The following is a 21,164-nucleotide window of genomic DNA, read 5'->3' as shown; positions in this document are numbered from 1 at the left end:
AGGCATGCTGTGCCCGTGCCGGATTCCGGTGGGACCGGCGGCCGAGGAGGCGGGCATGGCGGTGGACAGGGCGGCGGACGGGCCGACGGATACGTCAACAGGTACGGACGGGACGGCGATCGAGGACGCGCTGTTCATCGGCGGGCGGTGGACCGCCCCGGAGCGCGGGCACTACGACGTCCTGAACCCGGCCACCGAGCGCGTGGTCGGGCGGGCGCCGGAAGCGAGCCCGGAACAGGCGCTCGCGGCCACCGCCGCCGCCCGGCAGGCGCTCGACGGCTGGTCGCGCACCCGCCCCGAGGAGCGCGGCCGGATACTGGAGCGCGCCGGGCGGATCATCCTGCGCGAACTGAAGCCGTACGCGGCCCTGGCGGGCGCCGAGAGCGGCGCCACCGCCGCGACCGCCCGCGGCATGCAGGTCGGCGTGGCCGCCGCCCGCTTCCTGCGATACGCGCGCGGCGCGCTCGAACCCACCGAGACCGCGCTGCTCCCGCAGCTCAACGAGGCGTCCGCGATGGGCGCGGGCGGCGTCTTCGGCGCGCTGGCGGTCCGGCAGCCGGTCGGCGTCGTCGCCTGCGTCACGTCCTACAACAACCCCTGGGCGAATCCGGCGGGCAAGGTCGCGCCCGCGCTCGCGATGGGCAACACCGTCGTGGTCAAACCCGCCCCGCAGGACCCGCTGTCGGTCTACCGGATGGCGGAGGCGCTGACCGAGGCCGGGCTGCCGCCGGGTGTGCTCAACGTGGTGACCGGCTCGGGCGCCGACGTCGGCGAGGCGGTCGTCGGGTCGCCCGACACCGACATGGTGAGCTTCACCGGCTCCACGGCCGTCGGGCAGCGCATCGCGGAGACCTGCGGGCGCGGTATGAAACGGCAGTTGATGGAACTCGGCGGCAAGGGCGCCGCGCTGGTCTTCGACGACGCCGACCTCGACTCGGCCGTCGCCGGGATCGGCACCACCTTCAGCTTCTACAGCGGCCAGATCTGCACCGCCCCCACCCGCGTACTGGCCCAACGCGCGGTCTACCCACGGCTGGTGGAGCGACTGGCCGAGTACGCGCGACGGCTCGTCGTCGGCGACCCCGCCCAACCCGCCACCGTCGTCGGCCCGGTCATCTCCGCCGCCCACCGCGACCGCGTCGAGGCGTATGTCGCGCTCGGCCGCAAGGAGGGCGCCACCCTGCTGGCGGGCGGTGAACGCCCGCCGCTGGAAAGGGGGTTCTACGTCGCCCCCACACTGCTGGCCGACTGCGCGCCCGACATGCGGGTGGTCCGCGAGGAGATCTTCGGGCCCGTCGTCGTGGTGCTGCCGTTCGACGACGAGGACGAGGGCGTCGCGCTCGCCAACGACAGCGACTACGGCCTGATCGACTACGTGTGGTCCGCCGACGTGCCCCGCGCCTTCCGGGTCGCGCGGCGGCTGCGCGCGGGCGGCGTCGGGATCAACACCGTGGGCCGCAACATGGAGGCGCCCTTCGGCGGCTTCAAGCGCAGCGGCGTCGGCCGGGACGTGGGGTCGTACGCGCTGCACGCCTACAGCGAGACGCAGAGTCTCGTCTGGCCCGGCTGAGCCGCCGCCGGGCATCGGCCCGACGCTGTACAGACCGCCCCGACCTGGCCTGAGCTGCGGCGACTTGTCCGCAGGGGAGTTTCCCGGCGAAGCCGGGACAAGCGGAACTCCGGGGTTCCGCCGCACCGCGACGGTCCCTTACAGTCCATCCGCCATGAACTACTGCCACACGTGCCGACGACACCTCAACGGCGCCTTCTCCTGCCCCGGATGCGGCGCGATCGCGGACCGGTCGGGGCTGCCCGACGAGGCCGACACGGCGCAACTGCCGCCGGTCACCGAGGAGGCCGCCGCAGCGGACGGCGCCGACCCGGCGCCGCCCGCGAGCGCGGCGACACCGGAGGCCCCCGTCGAGGGCTCCCTCGTGGACGACCTCCTCAGGGACTCGGGCCTCGGCCCGGACGCGGGCCCCGCCGCCGTCCCGGCCGCCCCCGCCCCGACCGCCGCCGAGCCCGAGCCCGGCGGCGCGGGCACGGGTACCGGCAGTGCCGTCGCAGTCGGCCCCGGCGTCGGCGAGGGCCCGGACACGGACCCCGGCACGGCGGGCGACGACAGCGCGTACGGCGGGACGTACACCGCCCCGTACGCCGACCCGTACGTCCCCGCGTACGGCGAAGCCCCGCGACGGGACGCCCCCACTGCCCTGGCCGACAGCCTGCTCGGAGCCGGTGGCGGCGGCTACCGCGAGGACCACGACCTGCGCGGGACCGCCAGGCGCCGCCGCGGCCGTCACCAGCGGGCGGCGATCCTCGGCGTCGGCGCGGTCGCGGTCGTCGGCTCGCTGACGATGTTCGGCGTCGCGGCCTTCTCCGGCGGCTCGCCGAGCCCGTCCACCGATCCCGGCCCCGGCGTCTCCGCGGTCTCCCCCTCGCCCGACGCGCCCCGGCCGTCCACCGGCGTGAGCGGCACCCCCGGCGTCCCGAAGGGCGGCGGCCGAACCAGCGGCAGCGCGTCGCCCTCGGCGTCCGACAAGGCGTCCGGCTCGCCGTCGGCGTCGGCCTCGCGTTCCGAGAGCGCGCCCGCGTCCAGCCCGGCGGGGAAGCCCTCGCGCACCGCGAGCGCGTCGCCGACGAGGACGACCGCCGCGCCGCCGACCACGACCGCGCCGCCGTCCTCGCCCGCGACACCGTCGCCGACGTGCACGCATGTGCTCTGGTGGTGCCAGTAGGGTCCCCGCGGGGACGGATCAGCGGGCCTCAGCCGTCGCCCTCGCCCGGCTCGCGGCCCGTGCCCGGGGCGTCACCGAGACTGTGGTCGCGGTGCGCGCCGTCCGCCGGGTCGTCGCCCAGCATCTGCCGCAACAGGTCGCGCAGCATGGTGCGTTCCTGTTCGGAGAGCCCGGCGAGCGGTTCACGGGCGAAGTCCAGGGAGTCGCGGAGTTTGTCGGCGACGGCGTGGCCCTCGGCGGTGGCCGCGGCCAGCTTGATCCGGCGGTCGGCCGGGTCGGTACGGCGCTCGGCCAGCCCCCTGACCTCCAGCCGGTCGATGATGCCGGTCACATTGGACGGCTCGCACTTCAGCCAGCGGGCGATCCGCCGCATGGGCAGCGGCCCCGAATTGAGCAGCGCGAGCACCTTGGCCTGCGCGCCGGTCAGCCGGTGGCGGGCGGCGGCCGACTCGTACTCCTGGTGGTAGCGGGCGGCGACGGTGCCGATCAGGCCGACGACCTCGACGGTCAGGGGATCGCTTCGGCGACGTGTCATGACCAACAGTTTACCCAAATGTTTGACATCATGAAACATCAAGGTCCATGGTTAGTTCAGCACCTGAATCATTTCCATGGTTGATCAGCGGTTGATCAGTGATCGACGCCGACCAGTGGTCGAACCGTCGCCGAAGGAGGACTTCCCCCATGCCGAAGAGCCGTGAATGGCACCTGGTCGCCCGCCCCAAGGGCTGGCCGGTGCCGGAAGACTTCGCGCTGGTCGAGACCGACGTCCCCGAGCCGGGCCCCGGCCAGATCCTGGTCCGCAATCTGCACCTGTCGGTCGACCCGTACATGCGCGGCCGGATGAACGAGGCGAAGTCGTACGCGCCGCCGTACGAGCTGAACCAGCCGATGCACGGCGGCGCCGTCGGCCGGGTCGTGGCCTCGCGGGCCGAGGACTTCGCGGTCGGCGACCATGTGCTGCACGGCCTCGCCTGGCGGGAGTACGCCCTGGTGGACGCCGCGCGCGCCGTCCGGGTCGACCCGGACCAGGCGCCGCTCACCGCGTATCTCGGAGTCCTCGGCATGACCGGGCTCACCGCCTACGCGGGTCTGCTGAGGGTCGCCGAATTCGCGCCGGGCGAGGTCGTCTTCGTCTCGGGCGCGGCGGGCGCCGTCGGCGGCCAGGCCGGACAGATCGCCCGGCTCAAGGGCGCCTCGCGGGTCATCGGCAGCGCGGGCTCCGCGGAGAAGGTCCGGATGCTGGTGGAGGAGTACGGCTTCGACGCCGCCTTCAACTACAAGGACGGCCCGGTGGCCGGGCAGTTGAAGGCCGCCGCGCCCGATGGCATCGACGTGTACTTCGACAACGTCGGCGGGGAGCACCTGGAGGCCGCGGTCGGCGCGATGCGGGTGCACGGCAGGGCCGCCCTGTGCGGGGCCATCGCGCAGTACAACGCGACGGAGCCGGTGGCGGGGCCGCGCAATCTCGGCCTGATGGTCGGCAGGCGGCTCACCCTGCGCGGCTTCCTCGTCACCGACCACGAGGACCTTCGCCCCGAGTTCGTCCGCGAGGCCGCCGGCTGGCTGCGTGACGGCCGGCTGCGGTACCGCGAGACGGTGGTGGAGGGAATCGAGAACAATCTGGAAGCGTTCTTGGGCGTGCTGCGCGGTGACAACACCGGAAAGATGATCGTCTCTCTTCCGGCGGAGTGACCCGCCGTCCGGCCGCCGACCGACCGGCCGGGCTCGACACCCGGCCGGAAATTCAACAAAATGTTGCAGGCGTGCTCGCGTGCCTTGCGGGCCGCCCGCCCCTCAGGAGGACACTTTCATGAGCATCCAGCCCGTAGACGTCCTGTACACCGCCGTCGCCACCGCGGAGAACGGCCGTGACGGCCGCGTCGCCACCGACGACGGCAAGCTCGACGTCATCGTGAACCCGCCGACCGAGATGGGCGGCGCGGGCAACGGCACCAACCCCGAGCAGCTCTTCGCCGCCGGGTACAGCGCCTGCTTCCAGGGCGCGCTGGGCGTCGTCGCCCGCCAGGCCAAGGCCGACATCAGCGGCTCCCGCGTGACCGCCAAGGTCGGCATCGGCAAAATCGCCTCCGGCGGCTTCGGCCTCACCGTCGAACTGGCCGTCTCCATCCCCAACGTGGACGACGTCACCGCCAAGGACCTGGTGGAGAAGGCGCACCAGGTGTGCCCGTACTCCAACGCCACGCGCGGCAACATCACGGTGGACCTGAGCGTCGTCTGAGTTCTCCGCCGCTCACCCGGTCGGCCCCGGTAAGGACCGCGCTCCCAGGAGCGCGGTCCTTACGGCTGTCCGGCCGTCCCCGGCTCGGACGGCGACGGCTGTCCGGCCGTCCCCGGCTCCGACGGCGGGGCCAGCAGCGCCAGGAAGTCGCGGAAGGCCGCCGACATGTCGACCGCGCCGGGGTCGAGGAGCCACTGCACCTGGAGGCCGTCCATAACCGCCGCCAGCAAGGTGGCCGCCCGCTCGGGGGTGAGGCCGCCCGGCAGCCGGTCGCCGTACTCGGCGCGCAGCGCCTGCGCGCCGCCCTCGCGGACCCGCGCGTAGCGCTCGCGGAAATACTCCTGCGCCGGGTGCCCCTCGGTGACGCTGTCGCCGACCAGCACCGTGAACGCCTGGACGATACCGGGCCTGGTCGCGTTGTACTCGACCAGCTCCGCCACCACCTCCAGCGGCCACGACCGGCCGTGCAGCGCCGCCGACGCCATGTCCCACTGGTCGCGCGCCTCCAGCACGGACACCAACAGGGCGTCCTTGGTGGGGAAGTAGTGCATCAGCCCCTGCTGCGTCAGCCCCACCCGCTCGGCCACCGCCACCAATGTGGCACCCCGGTAGCCGCGCTCGGCGATCACCTCCGTCGCGGCCTGGATGATCTCCGCCCGCCGGTCGCCCCGCCGTTCACTCCTGGTTCCCGCCACGCCACCCCGCCCCCTTCCCCTGCCGCTCGGGAGCCTTTGCCGCTCGGGAGCCTACAAGATTACGAAATGGCATCTATCCCTACCGTACGACAGGTAGCGTGGGCGCGGTGGGACGGGAGCGGTACGGGACAGGCGGAAGGGGACGGAAGATGACGGCGATCAGCGGGGCGGCGGCCGGAGCAGGGGACGAGGGCGTACGCGCGGACGCGCGCGGGGACGCGGAGCGCGAGCGGGCGGTCGACGCGGCGCTCGGCAAGCTCGACCTCGACGCCAAGGCGCGGCTGCTGGCGGGCCAGGACATGTGGACGCTGCCCGCGCTGCCGCAGATCGGCCTCGGCTCGCTGGTGATGTCCGACGGCCCGATCGGCGTACGCGGCAAGCGCTGGACGGCGGGCGACCCGTCGACCGCGCTGCCCAGCCCCACCGCGCTCGCCGCGTCCTGGGACCCCGAACTGGCCCGCCGCGCAGGCCGGTTGCTCGCCCAGGAGGCGCATCGCAAGGGCGTCCACGTCCTGCTCGCGCCGACCGTCAACCTGCACAGGTCGCCGCTGGGCGGACGGCACTTCGAGGCGTACAGCGAGGACCCGTATCTCACCGGCGCCATCGGCACCGGTTATGTGCGCGGTGTCCAGGACGGCGGAGTCGGCGTCACCGTCAAGCACTTCGTCGGCAACGACGCGGAGACCGAGCGCTTCACCGTCGACAACCGGATCGCGCCCCGGCCGCTGCGCGAGCTGTACCTCGCGCCCTTCGAGGCGATCGTCGCGGGCGCCCGCCCCTGGGGCGTCATGGCCGCCTACAACGCCGTCAACGGCACGACGATGACCGAGCACGACCCGCTGGTCAACGGCGTGCTGCGCGGCGAGTGGGGCTTCGACGGCGTCGTCGTCTCCGACTGGCTGGCCGCCCGCGACACCGTCGGCGCGCTCCTGGGCGGCCTCGACATCGCCATGCCGGGACCGGTCACCGTCTACGGCGAGGCGCTGGCCGCCGCCGTACGCGCGGGGGCCGTCGAGGAGGCGGCCGTCGACACCGCCGCCCGCCGGGTCCTGCTGCTCGCCGCCCGCACCGGCCTGCTGGAGGGCGCGCCGCCCGCCGTCGCCGTGGCCGACCGGCCCGCCCCGGCCGACGGCGACGCGCTGGCCCGCGAGATCGCCCGCCGCGGCTTCGTGCTCGTACGCAACGAGGTACGCGGCAACGCGCCCGTGCTGCCGCTCGCGCCGACCCCGCTCGGCGGCGGCATCGCCCTCATCGGCGCCGCCGCCCGCGACCCGCGCGTCCTGGGCGGCGGCTCCGCGCAGGTCTTCCCCGACCACGTCGTCTCGCCGCTCGACGGCCTGCGGGCCGCGCTGCACGCGGGCGTCGCCCTCAGCCACAGCGTCGGCGCCGACCCCACCGAGGAACTGCCCGTCGCCGGGCCCGGATTCGCCCTCACCGCCGTCGCCCGCGACGAACACGGAGCCGAACTGGGCTCGGAGGAGCTGCCCAACGGCCAGCTCCAGTGGCTCGGCGAACTGCCGGAAGGCGTCGCGTACGAGGCGCTGCACACCGTCGAGACCCGCGGCTGGTTCACCCCGCGGGTCAGCGGCGCGCACCGCTTCGGCACCCGCGGCACCGGCGGCTTCACCCTGACCGTCGGCGGACACGTGCTGTTCGACGGCGTCGAGGGCAGTGAGCACGAGGACCCGTTCGAGGCGTTCCTCGGCACGCCCGCCGAGCACGGGACCGTCGAACTGGCGGCGGGGGAGCGGGTCGAGATCAGCCTCGTGCACGCCGTGCCCAAGAGCGTCGAACTCCCCATCCTCGCCGTCGGGTTCGCCCTGCTGCACGGCGAACCGGCCCGCGACCCGGAGGAGTTGCTGGCCGAGGCCGTCGAGACCGCGCGGGCCGCGCACACCGCCGTCGTCGTGGTCGCCACCACGGAACGCGTCGAGTCCGAGGGCTTCGACCGGCGCGATCTGCGGCTGCCCGGCCGCCAGGACGAACTCGTCGCCCGCGTCGCCGCTGTCAATCCGCGGACCGTGGTCGTGGTCAACTCCGGCTCCCCGGTGGAGCTTCCGTGGCGCGAGGACGTGGCCGCCGTGCTCCTCGGCTGGTTCCCCGGGCAGGAGGCCGGGGCCGCCCTCGCCGACGTCCTGCTCGGCGTGGAGGAGCCGGGCGGGCGGCTGCCCACGACCTGGCCGGTACGGCTCGCCGACGCGCCCGTCAGCCGGGTCACGCCGCAGGATGGCGTACTCGCCTACGACGAAGGGGTGTTCATCGGGTACCGCGCGTGGGAGCGGCAGGCCGTCGCGCCCGCCTATCCGTTCGGGCACGGGCTCGGGTACACCGACTGGGAGTACGAGTCGCTGGTCGTCGCCGAGAGTTCGGAGCCGGACGTGCTGGTCACCGCGACCGTGCGGGTGCGGAACGCCGGGGCGCGGGCCGGACGTGAGGTCGTCCAGCTCTACCTCGACGGGGCGTCGTCCGAGGGGGCGACCTCGGACGTCGCGCGGCCCGGGCGGTGGCTGGCCGGATTCGCTTCCGTCGCCGCCGAGGCGGGGGAGGCCGTCGAGGTGACCGTCCGGGTGCCCCGGCGGGCCGCCGAGGTCTGGGACGAGGACACCGCCGCGTGGCGGCTCGTGCCCGGTGCCTACGCCGTGGTCGCCGGCCGCTCCATCGCCTCGCCCCGTCTCACGGCCCCGCTCTCCGTCCCCGCCCCCTGACCCCGCCCTCCCCCTGCCTTCGCCGGGGGGACCCCCACCCGTGCAGGCGGGCAATTCGGCTGCCGGCCTCCCTGCGGGGGTCCCCACCGTCGCCGACCGCGCGCCGTGCGATTCGGGCTGCGGCCAACGGCCGCCCCGCAGGGGCTCTCGTTGTTGGCGACCGCGCGCCGTGCGATCCGAGGTTCGGCGGTTGGCCGTCCCGTGGGGATCTCGCCTTCGGCGACGGCGGTCCGTGTGGTTCGGGCTACGGCCAACGGCCGCCCCGCAGGGGCCCCCACCGTCGCCGACCGCGGCCCGTGCGATCCGAGATTCGGCGGATGGCCGTCCCGCAGGGATCTCCCGTCCGGCGACCGCGCCCCGTGTGATTCGGGCAGCGGCGCGGATGGCCGTCCCGCAGGGGATCTCGCCTTCGGCGAAGGCGAGTTGGGCGCTGCGCGTGGTGGCTGGCGGGCGGGTTGGGCCGAAGGCTGACCCGGCGGCGGTGGGTGTCGGGTCGCGCTTGTATGCCTCGCGGCGGCGGCCGACGTGCTTGTCCTCTAAGCTCCGCGCATGCGGGAGATCTGGGGTGGAGTGCGGCTGCTGTATCTGGGCCAGAAGTGGGCCGCAGGCCACGGGCGGGAGTGGCGGCTGGGGATGGTGCCCGCGCTGATCACGTTGGTCGGGTACGCGGCGGCGCTCGTGGCGCTGCTGGTGTGGACGGACGACATGGTCGCGTGGGCGACGCCCTTCGCGGATCACTGGGCGTCGCCGTGGTCCGGGGCGTTCCGGGGGCTGTTGGACGCGGTCGTGGTCGGGGGCGGGCTGCTGCTGGCGGTGATCTCGTTCACGGCGGTGACGCTGCTGGTCGGGCAGCCGTTCTACGAGACGGTCGCGGCGCGGGTGGACCGGGCCGAGGGCGGGGCGCCCGAGGGGCCCGAGCTGGGGCTGTGGCGGGAGTTGTGGGTCTCGACGGTGGACAGCGTCCGGGTCCTGGTGCGCGTCGCGGCCTTCGGGATCGTGCTGTTCGCGCTCGGCTTCGTGCCGGTCCTCGGCCAGACCGTGGTGCCCGCCGTCGGCTTCTGCGTCTCCGGCTTCTTCCTCACCCTGGAACTCGCCGCGGTCGCGATGCAGCGCCGCGACGTACCGCTGCGCGAACGCATCCGCGTCCTGCGGGCCCGGCTGCCGCTGGTCCTCGGCTTCGGCGTGCCGCTCGTCCTGGCCTTCCTCGTTCCGCTGGTGGCGGTCTTCCTGATGCCCGGCGCCGTCGCGGGCGCGACGCTGCTGGCCAGGGAAGTGCTGCCGCCGGGCGAGCCCGCCGAGGAGGGCCGGCCCGACGACTGAGGGCCGCCCCCCCCGCACCGTCCCCGCCCCCCCGCCGCCGAAAAGGCCGGATCCCTCCGTGAAATGACCGGTTCCGCCCCTACGCCGGACTCGCGCCGAAGGCGACTCGGGCCAGAATCCTGGCCAGTTGGGCCTGCCCCCGCTCGTTGGGGTGGAACCAGTCCCAGCGGCTCAGGTCGTCCGTGCCGAAGGGGTACGCGAAGACCGCGCCACCGTCGTACCGGCAGCGCTCGTACTGTCCGCAGACCTGCCCGAGCACCTTGTTGTACGCGATCACGCGGTCCCGTACGGTGTCGCGGCGCTGTTCGGCCGCCGCGCTGTGCGAGTCCGCGTCGCGCAGCATCGAGGGGCACAGGCCGAGCTTCCAGACCTGCTTGCCCAGGACGTTGGTCCGCCCGACCGACCACAGCCGTTTGAGGTCGGGGATGCTGGCCACCAGCACCTGCGTTCCGGGCAGCACGCGGTGCAGATACGACAGCGCGCGGGCGAAGTCGGCCCGGAAGTCGGCGATCGAGGTCATCGCGGCGGCGGTGGCGGTGCACGCGTCGTTCGCGCCGATCAGCACGGTGACCATGGCGGGCCGGTGGGCCGCCGCGGCCTCGGCCTGGGCGGGCAGGTCGGCGACCAGGGCGCCGGACTGGGCGAGATTCCAGCTCCTGGTGGCGGGCACGGTCGCGGCCAGCCGGTGCGTCACGCTGTCGACCTTGTCGCGGTCGCCGGTGGACCACGACACGTCGGGGCAGTCCGACAGCGGCGAACAGGCGTCGAAACCGCGGGTGATGGAGTCACCGAGCGCGGCCACCGACGGCGGACGGACGTTCCAGGGGCGGGTCGGCGAGGGCTTCGGGGACGGGTCGCGCGGCCCCGAAGCGGAATGCGAGGTGTGTGCGGAGGGTTCACCCCGACCGCCGTCGGGCGGAGACCCGCTGACGGTGCATCCGCCCAGGAGAACGGCCCCTACGGCCAGTGCGAGGCCACGGCGCAGCATCGGTCGCATCCGGTGCTCCCCTCCGACGAGTGGGTGACATCTCGTACCAGCACGACGGTACGTGACTCCCTCAAGGACGCCGCACGGTAGCTTTTTCCCTGACACCCGGGCGAAAAGACGGGAGATCGGCGACTGCCGGGCGTCAAACGTAGATTGTTGTCCTGATTGTGGTGAATAGTGCAGAATGTCTAATGTTGCCCCGAGAGCAGCCAGTTCGGGTGTGAGGCCGCTGGGGAAGGCGAACCTCGTCCCACACTGGAGGTACCGGTGACGACACGTGGAGTTCTGTACGTGCACGCCGCACCGCGCGCGCTCTGCCCACACGTCGAATGGGCAGTCGCGGGCGTCCTAGGCGTGCGCGTCACACTGGACTGGATCCGGCAGCCCGCCTCGCCGGGTACCTGGCGCGCCGAATTCTCCTGGCAGGGAGAGCCCGGCACCGCGTCCAAACTGGCGTCCGCGCTGCGCGGCTGGCACCAACTGCGCTTCGAGGTCACGGCGGAGCCCTGCGCGACCGCCGAGGGCGAGCGCTACAGCGCCACCCCCGAGCTGGGCATCTTCCACGCCGTCATCGGCATGCACGGCGACATCCTGATCCCCGAGGACCGGCTGCGCGCCGCGATGCAGCGCGCCCGCATGGGCGAGGCCGACCTGGAGAGCGAGCTGTCCGGGCTGCTCGGCAAGCCCTGGGACGACGAGTTGGAGCCCTTCCGCTACGCGGGCGAGGGCGCCCCCGTCCGCTGGCTCCACCAAGTGGTCTAATCCCGTCGGCGGTACGTCGGCGCCCCGAGCGGGGTCGCGCGGCATAGCCTGCCGGTATGTCCGACACTCTCACCGTCGCGGTCCTCGGCACCGGAATCATGGGCGCCGGGATGGCCCGCAATCTGTCCGCCGCCGGGCACGAGGTCCGTGCCTGGAACCGCACCCGCTCCCGCGCCCAGCCGCTCGAAGCCGACGGCATCCGCGTCACCGACGACCCGGCCGACGCCGTACGCGACGCCGACGCCGTGATCACCATGCTCTTCGACGGGCCCTCCGTCCTGGAGGTGATGCGCGCCGCCGCGCCCGCCCTGCGCGAGGGCGTCGTATGGGTCCAGAGCAGCACCGTGGGGCCCGACGCGCTGGCCGAACTGGGCGCGCTGGCGGCCGAGACCGGGGCGCACTTCCTCGACGCGCCCGTCCTCGGCACCCGGCCGGTCGCCGAAGCCGGGGAGCTGACCGTACTGGCCGCGGGCCCCGCCGCCGCCCGCCCGGTCGCGGAACGGGTCTTCGACGCGGTCGGCCGCACCACCATCTGGCTCGGCGACGACGGTACGGCCGGGGCCGCCAGCAGCCTCAAGCTCGTCCTCAACACCTGGGTGCTGGCCGTCACCCACGGCACCGCCGAAGTCATGGCGCTTGCCAAGGGGCTCGGCGTCGACCGCGACCACATCCTCGAAGCCATCGGGGGCGGCCCCCTCGACCTGCCCTACCTCCGCGCCAAGTCCGCCGTCATCCTCAGCGGCGACTTCGCCCCCAACTTCACCGTGGACGCCGCCGCCAAGGACGCCGGACTCATCCTCGGCGCCGCCGACCGGCACGGCATCCGCCTCGACCTCACCGCCGCCGGGGCCGACCGCTTCCACCGCGCCTCCGCCCAGGGCCACGGCGACGAGGACATGGCCGCCTCGTACTTCGCGAGCTTCCCCGCCCCCGACCCCGAAGCGAAGTAGCGGACCTCTTTTTTGCCGCCGTCTCGCCTCCGGGCGCTTGGATCCGCCCTTTGCTCGCCGGCGAACCCCACCGCGCCCTGTGGCTCGCCGGCTACCGGCGGGCCCCGCCGCGCCAGTGCGCCCGGCGGTCCGACCTCACACGTGTGCCCCTGCCGGACCGACCGGCAGGGGCACACGCGTCACAGCTCAGCGGGCAGCGCCTCAGCGGTTCCAGGAGCGGAGCGCCAGCACCACGTTGTGGCCGCCGAAGCCGAAGGAGTCGTTGAGGGCGGCGATGGTGCCCTCGGGCAGCGGGCGGGCCTCGGCGCGGACGATGTCGGCGTCGGCCTCCGGGTCCGGGTCGTTGAGGTTGATCGTCGGCGGGGCGATGCGGTGGTACAGCGCGAGAACGGTCGCGACCGTCTCGATACCGCCCGCGCCGCCCAGCAGGTGACCGGTCATGGACTTGGTGGCGGAGATCGCCATGTGGTCCACGTCGTCGCCGAAGACCTGGCGCAGCGCCTTGATCTCCGCGACGTCACCCTGCGGGGTGGAGGTCGCGTGCGCGTTGACGTGCACGATCTCGGCCGGCTTCAGGTCGGAGTTGTGCAGCAGATTGGTCAGCGCGGCGGCGATGCCACGGCCCGACGGCTCCGGCTGGGTGATGTGGTGCGCGTCGGCCGAGATGCCCTGGCCGACCGCCTCGCAGTACACCCGGGCGCCGCGCGCGGTGGCGTGCTCCTCGGACTCCAGGATGATCACGCCCGCGCCCTCACCGAGGACGAAGCCGTCCCGCCCGGAGTCGTACGGCCGCGACGCGCCCTGCGGGTCGTCGTTGTTCTTGGACATCGCCATCATGTTGCCGAAGGCGACGATGGGCAGCGGGTGGATGGCCGCCTCGGTACCGCCCGCGACGACCACGTCGGCACGGCCGGTGCGGATCATCTCGATGGCGTAACCGATGGCCTCCGCGCCCGAGGCGCAGGCGCTGACCGGGGTGTGCACACCGGCCCGCGCGTTGACCTCGATGCCGACGTTCGCCGACGGGCTGTTCGGCATGAGCATCGGCACGGTGTGCGGGGAGACCTTGCGGACGCCCTGCTCCTTGAGCACGTCGTACTGGCCGAGGAGCGTGGTCACGCCGCCGATGCCGGAGGCGACGACCGTACCGAGCCGGTCGGGGTCGACCGCCGGGTCCTCGCCCGCCTTCGCGGTGAAGCCCGCGTCCGCCCACGCCTCACGGGCCGCGATCAGCGCGAACTGCGCGCTGCGGTCCAGCTTGCGGGCCAGCGGGCGGGGCAGCACCTCACCCGGTTCGACGGCGATCTGCGCGGCGATCCGCACCGGCAGATCCGCCGCCCAGTCCTGGTCGAGCGTGCGGACGCCGGACCGGCCGGCCAGCAACGCCTCCCAGGTCGACGCGCTGTCGCCACCCAGCGGTGTGGTTGCTCCGATACCGGTGACGACCACGGTGCGATTGGTCGGACTCACAGGAATTGTCTCTCCACGTCTAGAAGGGCGGGCGACAGTCGCGTCGTCCCGGTAGGGCTTTCTGGCGGGCGGGGCCCGGTCAGACCTGGGCGGCCAGGATGTAGTCGACGGCGTTGCCGACGGTCTTGAGGTTCTTGACGTCGTCGTCCGGGATCTTCACACCGAACTGCTCCTCGGCCGCCACGACGACCTCGACCATGGACAGCGAGTCGACGTCCAGGTCGTCGGTGAAGGACTTGTCGAGCTGGACGTCCTCCTGCGGGATACCGGCGATCTCGTTGACGATGTCGGCGAGACCGCTGACGATCTCTTCCTTGGTGGCTGCCATTGACGGCGCTCCTTGATGTGTTGCTGGGTGAGCGGCGTGCGGGACTGCGGCGCCGCGAGGGTGTGTGTGACTAAGGGAGAGTAACCACAGTTGCCGCGTAGACCAGACCCGCCCCGAAGCCGATGACCAGCGCGGTGTCGCCGCTCTTGGACTTGCCCGTGGCGAGCAGCCGTTCCATCGCGAGCGGGATCGAGGCGGCCGAGGTGTTGCCCGTGGTCTCCACGTCACGGGCGACCGCGACGTGGTCCGGCAGCTTCAGAGCCTTGATCATCGAGTCGATGATCCGCATGTTCGCCTGGTGCGGGATGAACGCGTCGAGCTGGTCGGCGGTGATCCCGGCGGCGTCCAGCGCCTCCTGGGCGACCTTGGCCATCTCGAACACGGCCCACCGGAAGACCGACTGGCCCTCCTGCGTGATCGCCGGAAAACGGACTTCCCCGGCGGGCGTGTCCCGGTAGACCTCCCAGGAGACGGTCTGCTTGATCGTCTCGGACTTCTCGCCGTCGGAACCCCACACCGTGGGGCCTATGGCGGGTACGTCCGAAGGGCCGACGATGACCGCGCCCGCGCCGTCGCCGAACAGGAAGGCCGTGGCACGGTCCTCCTTGTCGGTGAGGTCGCTGAGCCGCTCCACGCCGATCACCAGGACGTGCTTGGCGGTGCCGTCGGTGACCATGCCCTTGGCCAGCGTCAGGCCGTAGGTGAAGCCCGCGCAGCCCGCCGAGATATCGAAGGCGGGCGGCATGCCCGCGCCGATCCGGTGGGCGATCTCGGTCGCGATGGCGGGGGTCTGCTTGAAGTGCGAGACGGTGGCGACGATCACGCCGTCGATGTCGGACGCGCTGATCCCGGCGTCCGCGATGGCCTTGCCGCCCGCGGCCAGCGACATCTCGGCGACGGTCTCGTCCGGACCCGCCCAGTGCCGGGTGGCGATCCCGGACCGGGACCTGATCCACTCGTCCGTCGAGTCGATGTGCTCCAGAATGACCTCGTTGGGCACCACGCGGGTCGGCCGGTAGCCGCCGACACCGAGGATCCGCGCGTACGGCGCGCCCTTGCTCGGCCTGATCTTCGCTGTCATCTCTGCACGGCTCCTATTCGGCTGCGTCTACGGCTTCGGCGGGGGTGCCGTATTCGGCGACGAGGGCGCGGGCCGCTTCCAGATCGTCCGGCGTCTTCAGCGCGAGGGTTCGCACCCCGGGCAGCGCCCGCTTGGCGAGGCCGACGAGCGTGCCACCGGGCGATACCTCGATCATCGCAGTGACGCCGCGTTCCTTGAAGGTCTCCATGCACAGATCCCACCGAACCGGGTTGGACACCTGCGCGACGAGCCGCCGTACGATGTCCGCGCCGGACGCCACGAACCGGCCGTCGGCGTTCGACACATAGGGCAGCGCCGGGTCCGTGACGGCCAGCGAGGGCGCGAGCGCCTCCAGGGTCGCCACGGCCGGGGCCATGTGCTCGGTGTGGAAGGCGCCCGCCACCTTCAGCGCGATGACGCGGGCCTTCTCCGGCTTGTCCGCGGCCAGCGCCGCGAGCTGTGGCATGGTGCCGGCCGCCACGATCTGGCCGGCGCCGTTGATGTTCGCCGGGGTCAGACCGAGACCGGCGAGGTGGGCGAGGACCGTGTCCGGGTCGCCGCCGAGCACCGCGGACATGCCCGTCTCGGTGACCGCGGCGGCGTCCGCCATGGCCCGGCCGCGGGCCGCGACGAAGGTCATCGCGTCCTCGGCGGACAGCACCCCGGCCAGTACGGCCGCGGTGATCTCACCGACGCTGTGACCCGCCACCGCGTCCGGGGTCAGCGGGGAGGCCCCGCCGGTCAGTTCGCCCGCGGACAGCAGACCCGCGGCGACCAGCAGCGGCTGTGCCACCTTGGTGTCGCGGATCTCGTCCGCGTCCGCCTTCGTGCCGTAGTGGGCGAGGTCGAGGTTCGCCGCGGCGGACCAGCCGGACAGGCGGTCGGCGGCACCGGGGAGTTCGAGCCAGGGGGCCAGGAAGCCGGGCGTCTGCGCGCCCTGGCCGGGAGCGACGAGTACGAGCACCTTCACACTCTCTCTCGCGGACGGGGATGACCGCCCGTGGGGACAGGGACCAAGAACTGTCAGGCGATTTGTATGTGTCCAACAAAAGCTCAGTGCGTCCGGTCGGCGTCGGACAGTCGCCCCAGGATGAGCGCGATGCGCAGGGTGAACGCGGAGCGTACATCGGAGGGTGACCAGCCGGTGACATCGGTCACACGTCGGAGCCGGTAGCGAACGGTATTGGGGTGCACGAAGAGCATGCGGGCCGCACCTTCGAGGGATGACGCCTGCTCCAGATAGACACTCAGCGTCTCCAGCAGCGCCGAGCCCGCTTCCTCCAGCGGTCTGTAGATCTCCTCCACCAACTGTTCACGAGCGTAGCGGTCGCCCGCCATCGCCCGCTCCGGCAGCAAGTCGTCCGAGAGCACCGGGCGCGGCGCGTCCGGCCACGCCGCGCACGCCTTGAGTCCGGCCGCCGCCGCCTGCGCGGAACGCGTCGCCGTCAGCAGGTCGCCGACGACCGGGCCCGCGACGACCGGGCCCGCCGCGAACGGGCCGATCAGCGCCTTCGCCACCCGGATCGGGTCGTCGTCGCCGCCGGCGACCACGACCAGGCGCTCGCCGAGCACCCCGGTCAGCACCTGGAGCTTCGCGTGCCGGGAGGCCCGCCGGATGGCCTCGACCGTCAACTCGCTGTCCCCGGTGGGCGCGGTGCCGAGCACCACCACGATCTTGTCCGGCGAATTCCAGCCCAGCGCGGCGGCCCTGGACAGCACGCCCTCGTCCGCCTCGCCCGACAGCACCGCGTTGACCACCAGCGACTCCAGCCGCGCGTCCCACGCGCCGCGCGCCTCCGCGGCCTGCGCGTACACCTGCGCCGTCGCGAAGGCGATCTCCCGCGCGTACACCAGCAACGCCTCGCGCAGTACGCCCTCGTCGCCCGGGGCGGCGACCTCGTCGATCGCCGCCTCCATCACCTCGATGGTGGTCCGCACCATCTCCACGGTCTGCCGCAGCGAGATCGCCCGGGTCAGCTCGCGCGGCGCCGTGCCGAACACGTCGGTGCTGATCGCCTGCGGCGCCTCGGGGTGCCGGAACCACTCCGTGAACGCGGCGATGCCGGCCTGGGCCACCAGGCCGATCCACGACCGGTTCTCCGGTGGCATCGCCCGGTACCACGGCAACTGCGCGTCCATCCGCGCGATGGCGTTCGCGGCGAGCCTTCCGGCGGATTTCTCCAGCCGCCGGAGCGTGGCGGCATGGCTGCCGCGGCCTGTCTCTGCGGGAGGTTGCGGGCTTTGCGAGGGCTCGGGCACGAGGACAAGCCTGCCTTATCCCCTGCGGGGCGCGCTCCAGGGGTACGGCGATCACCCCCACCGTCCTCGCCCCGGCCCCGGTCCCGTACGTCCACCTTGCGCAGGGCGTGGCTTTTAGGGGCGCGGGGAACTGCGCGACAAGCCCCCACCGGCGGGTGGTCCGGAGACATCCGAACTGCCCCGCCGGGGCGGGTGGTGACCTGCGGGAGCGCGGCGGCTGGCCGCGCAGTTCCTCCCCCAACCTCCGGCCGGGGGTGCCACCAGCGCCCCAGACGGGGCACAGGTCGTGCGGACAGCGGGCCCACGCGGCGGCAGCCGCACGGGCAGGCCCACGGCCCGGCGGGGTGGGGTCTGGGTATCGTGGGGCGGTGATCGACGTGCGGCGGGCCGCGAGCAGGATGCGATCGGTGCCGGAGAAGGGCATCGTGACGCGGCACGCGTTCTCGTTCGGGGGTCACTACGACCCCGGGAACGTCCGGTTCGGCCTGCTGCTGGCGTGCAATGAGGAGAGCCTGGAACCGGCCGCGGGGTTCGGGGAACACCCGCACCGGGACACGGAGATCGTCACCTGGGTGGTGGAAGGCGAGCTGGAGCACCGGGACGAGGGCGGCGCGCCGCACCGCCTCGGCCCCGGCGGGCTCCAGCGGCTGAGCGCGGGCGGCGGCGTACGCCATGTCGAGCGCAACGCGGGCGGGACGCGGCTGACGTTCGTTCAGATGTGGCTGCACCCCGACACGTTCGGGGAAGCCCCGGCCTACGCGAGCGTGAGCGACCCGGCCCCGCCGGGCCCCGGTCTGACGCTGCTGGCCACGGGCGCCCCGGACGCGCCCCCGCGGGCGCTGCGGCTGCGGCAGCGCGCCGCCGCGCTGTACGTGGGCCGCCCGGTGACGGCGGACAGCGCGCCGCTGCCGTCGGCCCCGTACCGCTATGTGCATGTCGTCCGCGGTGGTGTGCGGCTCGGTGACGAGCTGCTGACGGCGGGGGACGCGGCCCGGATCACCGGCGCGGACGCGCTCACGGCGCGGTGCGAGGGCCCGGCGGAGTACCTGGTGTGGGAGATGCACGCCGAGCCGTCGTACGGCTGACCGCCCTCCCCGAAAGCCCTAGCGCAGCTCGGTGAGGACGGCGTCGGTGAAGCGCGGCCACAGCGGCACCGCCCACTCCCCGAAGTCGCGGTCGGTGAGCGCGACGCAGGCGGCTCCGGCGACCGGGTCGACCCACAGGAAGGTGCCGGACTGGCCGAAGTGGCCGAAGGTCGCGGGGGAGGAGAGGGCTCCGGTCCAGTGCGGGGACTTGGCGGCGCGGATCTCGTAGCCCAGGCCCCAGTCGTTGGGATTCTGGTGGCCGTAGCCCGGCAGGACGCCCTTGAGGCCGGGGAAGACCACCGAGGTGGCGGTGGCCACGGTGGAGGGGTGCAGCAGCCGCGGGGCCTGGAGCTCGGCGGCGAAACGGACGAGGTCGTCGACCGTGGAGACACCGTCGGCGGCGGGGGAGCCCGCGCCGGACAGACCGGTGGCGGTCATGCCCAGCGGTTCGAGCACGGCCTGCCGCAGATACTCCGCGAAGGGGATGCCCGCGGCCTTGGCCAGGTGCTCGCCGAGCACGTCGAAGCCCGCGTTGGAGTACAGCCGCCGGGTTCCGGGCGGCGCCGTCACCCGGTCCTCGTCGAAGGCGAGCCCGGACGCGTGCGCGAGCAGGTGCCGCACAGTGGAGCCCTCGGGACCCGCCGGGTCGTCCAGTTCGAAGACGCCCTCCTCGTACGCCACCAGCGCCGCGTACGCGGTCAGCGGCTTGGTGACCGAGGCGAGCCGGAACCGCTGTCCCGTCGGCCCGTGCGACCCGGCCACCGTCCCGTCCTGCCGCACCACGGCCGCCGCCGCGTTCGTCACCGGCCACTGCTCGATCAGGCGCAAGCTCTCCATGCGTGCGAGCTTAAAGCGTGTCCGTGCCGCGCTTCTGGGCGGGACCGGAGCGAGGCCGGGGCGGGGCAGGAGCGGGACCAGAGCGGGCCCGGCGCGCGGAGCCCACTTGCTTGGAGTGCACTCCAAGGTCTTAGCGTGGAGGGTATGACGGTCGTGCAGGTGGCGAAGAGCAAACCGAGTAATACGACGAGCTGCGCGGATGACGACGGGCACCTGCGGCCCGACGGCCAGGACCAGTACACGATCAGCGAGGTGGCCGCCTTCACCGGCCTCAGCGCGCACACCCTGCGCTGGTACGAGCGGATCGGCCTGATGCCGCACGTGGACCGCTCGCACACCGGCCAGCGCCGGTTCACCAACCGCGATCTGGACTGGCTGGCCTTCGTCGGCAAGCTGCGGCTGACCGGGATGCCGGTCGCCGACATGGTCCGGTACGCCGAGCTGGTGCGCAGCGGCGACCACACGTTCCCCGACCGGCAGGCGCTGCTGGAGTCCACCCGGCTGGACGTGCTCCAGCGGATCGCCGAGCTCCAGGACACCCTGACGGTCCTCGACTTCAAGATCAGCACGTACGCGTGCTCCACCGTGCAGGACCCCGCGCCGCGGACCCCCGCCGTGCGGCACCCCGCAGCGCAGGAAAGGACAGGCGCCTGATGAGCGACGACACCTCACGTATCGCCACCACGACCCTCGGCACCGGAGGACCCGCGGTCGGTGTCCAGGGGCTGGGCTGCATGGGCATGAGCGAGTTCTACGGCGACACCGACGAGGCCGCGGCCCGCGAGACGCTGGAGACGGCGCTGGGCGTCGGCGTCACCCTCTACGACACCGCCGACATGTACGGGATCGGCGACAACGAGGAGTTCCTGGCCCCCTTCGTCAAGGCGCACCGCGACGAGATCGTCCTGGCGACGAAGTTCGCCAACGAGCGCAAGCGCGACGACTCCTCGTACCGGGCGATCCGCAACGACCCGCCGTACATCCGGCAGGCCGTCGAGGGCAGCCTGCGCCGCCTCGGCACGGACGTCATCGACCTGTACTACATGCACCGGCGCGACCCGGCGGTCCCGCTGAGCGAGTCGGTCGGCGCGATGGGCGAGCTGGTCACGGAGGGCAAGGTCCGCTGGCTGGGGCTGTCCGAGGTGACCGGCGCGGAACTGCGCGAGGCGCACGCGGTGCACCCGATCAGCGCGATCCAGTCGGAGTGGTCGCTGTTCAGCCGGGACGTGGAGCAGTCCGCGGTCGGCGCGGCGGCCGAACTGGGCATCGCCTTCGTGCCGTACTCGCCGCTCGGCCGCGGCTTCCTGACCGGTTCGTTCACCGACGCGGCCACCGAGCTGGGCAGCGGCGACTTCCGGCAGAGCCAGCCGCGCTTCACCGGCGAGAACGCCCGGCGCAACGCGGACCTGCTGGCCCCGGTCCGCGCCGTCGCCGAGGCGCACGGCGCGACCCTCGGCCAGATCGCGCTGGCCTGGGTGCAGCAGCGCGCCGCCGTGCACGGCCTGCCGGTGGTGCCGATCCCGGGCACCCGCAAGTCCGCGCGCGTGCTGGAGAACACCGCGGCCACCCGGATCACGCTCACCCCGGCCGAGCTGGAACTGCTCGAACCGATCGCCGCACAGGTGGCGGGCGACCGCTACCCGGACATGAGCAGTACGTCGGCGGCGCGCGAGTAGCCGTACGGATCCAGCCACACACGGCGCC

Annotated in this window: 20 protein-coding genes; 11 read left to right on the top strand and 9 right to left on the bottom strand. The window is 73.2% G+C overall.

Annotated elements, in window-relative coordinates; genetic code table 11:
* Positions 1 to 55: 55 nt before the first annotated feature.
* Together ACIOC1_RS10450 and ACIOC1_RS10445 are read left to right on the top strand one after the other, a co-directional pair.
* A complete protein-coding gene (locus ACIOC1_RS10450; protein WP_401853242.1) occupies positions 56 to 1,570 on the top strand; it encodes an aldehyde dehydrogenase family protein in 1,515 nt (504 codons plus the stop codon).
* A gap of 154 nt (positions 1,571 to 1,724) precedes the next feature.
* Positions 1,725 to 2,738 carry a hypothetical protein gene (locus tag ACIOC1_RS10445; protein WP_401853239.1) on the top strand — a complete coding sequence of 338 codons (1,014 nt, stop codon included), beginning with the start codon at positions 1,725 to 1,727 and terminating at the stop codon, positions 2,736 to 2,738.
* Positions 2,739 to 2,766: 28 nt separating this feature from the next.
* Here ACIOC1_RS10445 and ACIOC1_RS10440 read toward each other — a convergent pair whose 3' ends face one another.
* Complete coding sequence (locus tag ACIOC1_RS10440; RefSeq protein ID WP_401853238.1) at positions 2,767 to 3,273, bottom strand: MarR family winged helix-turn-helix transcriptional regulator; 507 nt, start codon at positions 3,271 to 3,273, stop codon at positions 2,767 to 2,769.
* 149 nt (positions 3,274 to 3,422) lie between these two features.
* Between ACIOC1_RS10440 and ACIOC1_RS10435 the strand changes: the two genes are divergently transcribed.
* A complete protein-coding gene (locus ACIOC1_RS10435) occupies positions 3,423 to 4,433 on the top strand; it encodes an NADP-dependent oxidoreductase (RefSeq protein WP_355344771.1) in 1,011 nt (336 codons plus the stop codon).
* A gap of 118 nt (positions 4,434 to 4,551) precedes the next feature.
* Positions 4,552 to 4,980 (top strand): organic hydroperoxide resistance protein, encoded by a 429-nt coding sequence (locus ACIOC1_RS10430; RefSeq protein ID WP_355344774.1) that lies wholly within the window; start codon positions 4,552 to 4,554, stop codon positions 4,978 to 4,980.
* Between the two features lie 59 nt (positions 4,981 to 5,039).
* Here ACIOC1_RS10430 and ACIOC1_RS10425 read toward each other — a convergent pair whose 3' ends face one another.
* Positions 5,040 to 5,675, bottom strand: a complete 636-nt coding sequence (locus ACIOC1_RS10425) for a TetR family transcriptional regulator (protein ID WP_391047366.1) — start codon at positions 5,673 to 5,675, stop codon at positions 5,040 to 5,042.
* A gap of 149 nt (positions 5,676 to 5,824) precedes the next feature.
* Between ACIOC1_RS10425 and ACIOC1_RS10420 the strand changes: the two genes are divergently transcribed.
* Together ACIOC1_RS10420 and ACIOC1_RS10415 are read left to right on the top strand one after the other, a co-directional pair.
* The gene (locus ACIOC1_RS10420; RefSeq protein WP_401853235.1) at positions 5,825 to 8,380 is read left to right on the top strand and encodes a beta-glucosidase; all 2,556 of its coding nucleotides are present in this window, start codon (positions 5,825 to 5,827) and stop codon (positions 8,378 to 8,380) included.
* A 549-nt stretch (positions 8,381 to 8,929) separates the two neighbouring features.
* A complete protein-coding gene (locus ACIOC1_RS10415) occupies positions 8,930 to 9,700 on the top strand; it encodes an EI24 domain-containing protein (RefSeq protein ID WP_355344783.1) in 771 nt (256 codons plus the stop codon).
* Between the two features lie 79 nt (positions 9,701 to 9,779).
* Here ACIOC1_RS10415 and ACIOC1_RS10410 read toward each other — a convergent pair whose 3' ends face one another.
* Positions 9,780 to 10,502, bottom strand: coding sequence for an SGNH/GDSL hydrolase family protein (locus ACIOC1_RS10410; RefSeq protein ID WP_401304291.1), 723 nt, complete (start codon positions 10,500 to 10,502; stop codon positions 9,780 to 9,782).
* Between the two features lie 453 nt (positions 10,503 to 10,955).
* Here ACIOC1_RS10410 and ACIOC1_RS10405 point away from each other — a divergent pair, with 453 nt between their 5' ends.
* Both ACIOC1_RS10405 and ACIOC1_RS10400 read left to right on the top strand, forming a co-directional pair.
* Positions 10,956 to 11,450, top strand: a complete 495-nt coding sequence (locus ACIOC1_RS10405) for a DUF3145 domain-containing protein (RefSeq protein ID WP_188285125.1) — start codon at positions 10,956 to 10,958, stop codon at positions 11,448 to 11,450.
* Between the two features lie 56 nt (positions 11,451 to 11,506).
* Complete coding sequence (locus ACIOC1_RS10400) at positions 11,507 to 12,400, top strand: NAD(P)-dependent oxidoreductase (protein ID WP_401853231.1); 894 nt, start codon at positions 11,507 to 11,509, stop codon at positions 12,398 to 12,400.
* Positions 12,401 to 12,601: 201 nt separating this feature from the next.
* On the opposite strand, the gene fabF is transcribed toward ACIOC1_RS10400, so the two are convergent.
* From fabF to ACIOC1_RS10375, 5 genes are all read right to left on the bottom strand, one after another.
* On the bottom strand, positions 12,602 to 13,870 hold the full coding sequence (gene fabF / locus ACIOC1_RS10395; RefSeq protein WP_355344792.1) for a beta-ketoacyl-ACP synthase II: 1,269 nt from the start codon (positions 13,868 to 13,870) through the stop codon (positions 12,602 to 12,604).
* Between the two features lie 79 nt (positions 13,871 to 13,949).
* Positions 13,950 to 14,198 carry an acyl carrier protein gene (locus ACIOC1_RS10390; protein WP_355344795.1) on the bottom strand — a complete coding sequence of 83 codons (249 nt, stop codon included), beginning with the start codon at positions 14,196 to 14,198 and terminating at the stop codon, positions 13,950 to 13,952.
* A 70-nt stretch (positions 14,199 to 14,268) separates the two neighbouring features.
* Positions 14,269 to 15,279 (bottom strand): ketoacyl-ACP synthase III, encoded by a 1,011-nt coding sequence (locus tag ACIOC1_RS10385; protein ID WP_355344798.1) that lies wholly within the window; start codon positions 15,277 to 15,279, stop codon positions 14,269 to 14,271.
* A gap of 13 nt (positions 15,280 to 15,292) precedes the next feature.
* Complete coding sequence (locus ACIOC1_RS10380; protein WP_355344801.1) at positions 15,293 to 16,243, bottom strand: ACP S-malonyltransferase; 951 nt, start codon at positions 16,241 to 16,243, stop codon at positions 15,293 to 15,295.
* An 89-nt stretch (positions 16,244 to 16,332) separates the two neighbouring features.
* Positions 16,333 to 17,538: a helix-turn-helix domain-containing protein gene (locus ACIOC1_RS10375; protein ID WP_355344804.1), complete on the bottom strand. Its 1,206-nt coding sequence runs from the start codon at positions 17,536 to 17,538 to the stop codon at positions 16,333 to 16,335.
* Positions 17,539 to 17,906: 368 nt separating this feature from the next.
* On the opposite strand from ACIOC1_RS10375, the gene ACIOC1_RS10370 reads away from it, so the two are divergent.
* Positions 17,907 to 18,623: a pirin family protein gene (locus ACIOC1_RS10370; RefSeq protein WP_401715243.1), complete on the top strand. Its 717-nt coding sequence runs from the start codon at positions 17,907 to 17,909 to the stop codon at positions 18,621 to 18,623.
* Between the two features lie 18 nt (positions 18,624 to 18,641).
* Here the strand turns inward: ACIOC1_RS10370 and ACIOC1_RS10365 are convergent, their stop codons facing one another.
* Positions 18,642 to 19,460: a serine hydrolase gene (locus ACIOC1_RS10365; RefSeq protein ID WP_391160190.1), complete on the bottom strand. Its 819-nt coding sequence runs from the start codon at positions 19,458 to 19,460 to the stop codon at positions 18,642 to 18,644.
* Between the two features lie 144 nt (positions 19,461 to 19,604).
* Here ACIOC1_RS10365 and ACIOC1_RS10360 point away from each other — a divergent pair, with 144 nt between their 5' ends.
* Entirely contained in the window at positions 19,605 to 20,114 is a 510-nt protein-coding gene (locus ACIOC1_RS10360; protein ID WP_401853226.1) for a MerR family transcriptional regulator, read from the top strand.
* A complete protein-coding gene (locus ACIOC1_RS10355) occupies positions 20,114 to 21,136 on the top strand; it encodes an aldo/keto reductase (RefSeq protein ID WP_355344816.1) in 1,023 nt (340 codons plus the stop codon). The genes ACIOC1_RS10360 and ACIOC1_RS10355 overlap by 1 nt, the downstream gene beginning before the upstream one ends.
* The last annotated feature ends 28 nt before the right edge of the window (positions 21,137 to 21,164 follow it).

Source organism: Streptomyces sp. NPDC088197 (assembly GCF_044741185.1).
Lineage (GTDB): Bacteria > Actinomycetota > Actinomycetes > Streptomycetales > Streptomycetaceae > Actinacidiphila.
Note: the sequence above shows the minus strand (reverse complement) of the source record. Positions and strands in the feature narration are given on the sequence as shown.

Excerpts from the sequence above, each read along its gene's own strand:
- ACIOC1_RS10415 (WP_355344783.1), top strand. The coding sequence starts at position 8,930 with ATGCGGGAGATCTGGGGTGGAGTGCGGCTGCTGTATCTGGGCCAGAAG.
- ACIOC1_RS10400 (WP_401853231.1), top strand. The coding sequence starts at position 11,507 with ATGTCCGACACTCTCACCGTCGCGGTCCTCGGCACCGGAATCATGGGC.
- ACIOC1_RS10390 (WP_355344795.1), bottom strand. The coding sequence starts at position 14,198 with ATGGCAGCCACCAAGGAAGAGATCGTCAGCGGTCTCGCCGACATCGTC.
- ACIOC1_RS10355 (WP_355344816.1), top strand. The coding sequence starts at position 20,114 with ATGAGCGACGACACCTCACGTATCGCCACCACGACCCTCGGCACCGGA.
- ACIOC1_RS10450 (WP_401853242.1), top strand. The coding sequence starts at position 56 with ATGGCGGTGGACAGGGCGGCGGACGGGCCGACGGATACGTCAACAGGT.
- ACIOC1_RS10445 (WP_401853239.1), top strand. The coding sequence starts at position 1,725 with ATGAACTACTGCCACACGTGCCGACGACACCTCAACGGCGCCTTCTCC.
- ACIOC1_RS10440 (WP_401853238.1), bottom strand. The coding sequence starts at position 3,273 with ATGACACGTCGCCGAAGCGATCCCCTGACCGTCGAGGTCGTCGGCCTG.
- ACIOC1_RS10420 (WP_401853235.1), top strand. The coding sequence starts at position 5,825 with ATGACGGCGATCAGCGGGGCGGCGGCCGGAGCAGGGGACGAGGGCGTA.
- ACIOC1_RS10365 (WP_391160190.1), bottom strand. The coding sequence starts at position 19,460 with ATGGAGAGCTTGCGCCTGATCGAGCAGTGGCCGGTGACGAACGCGGCG.
- ACIOC1_RS10385 (WP_355344798.1), bottom strand. The coding sequence starts at position 15,279 with ATGACAGCGAAGATCAGGCCGAGCAAGGGCGCGCCGTACGCGCGGATC.
- ACIOC1_RS10430 (WP_355344774.1), top strand. The coding sequence starts at position 4,552 with ATGAGCATCCAGCCCGTAGACGTCCTGTACACCGCCGTCGCCACCGCG.
- ACIOC1_RS10360 (WP_401853226.1), top strand. The coding sequence starts at position 19,605 with ATGACGGTCGTGCAGGTGGCGAAGAGCAAACCGAGTAATACGACGAGC.
- ACIOC1_RS10435 (WP_355344771.1), top strand. The coding sequence starts at position 3,423 with ATGCCGAAGAGCCGTGAATGGCACCTGGTCGCCCGCCCCAAGGGCTGG.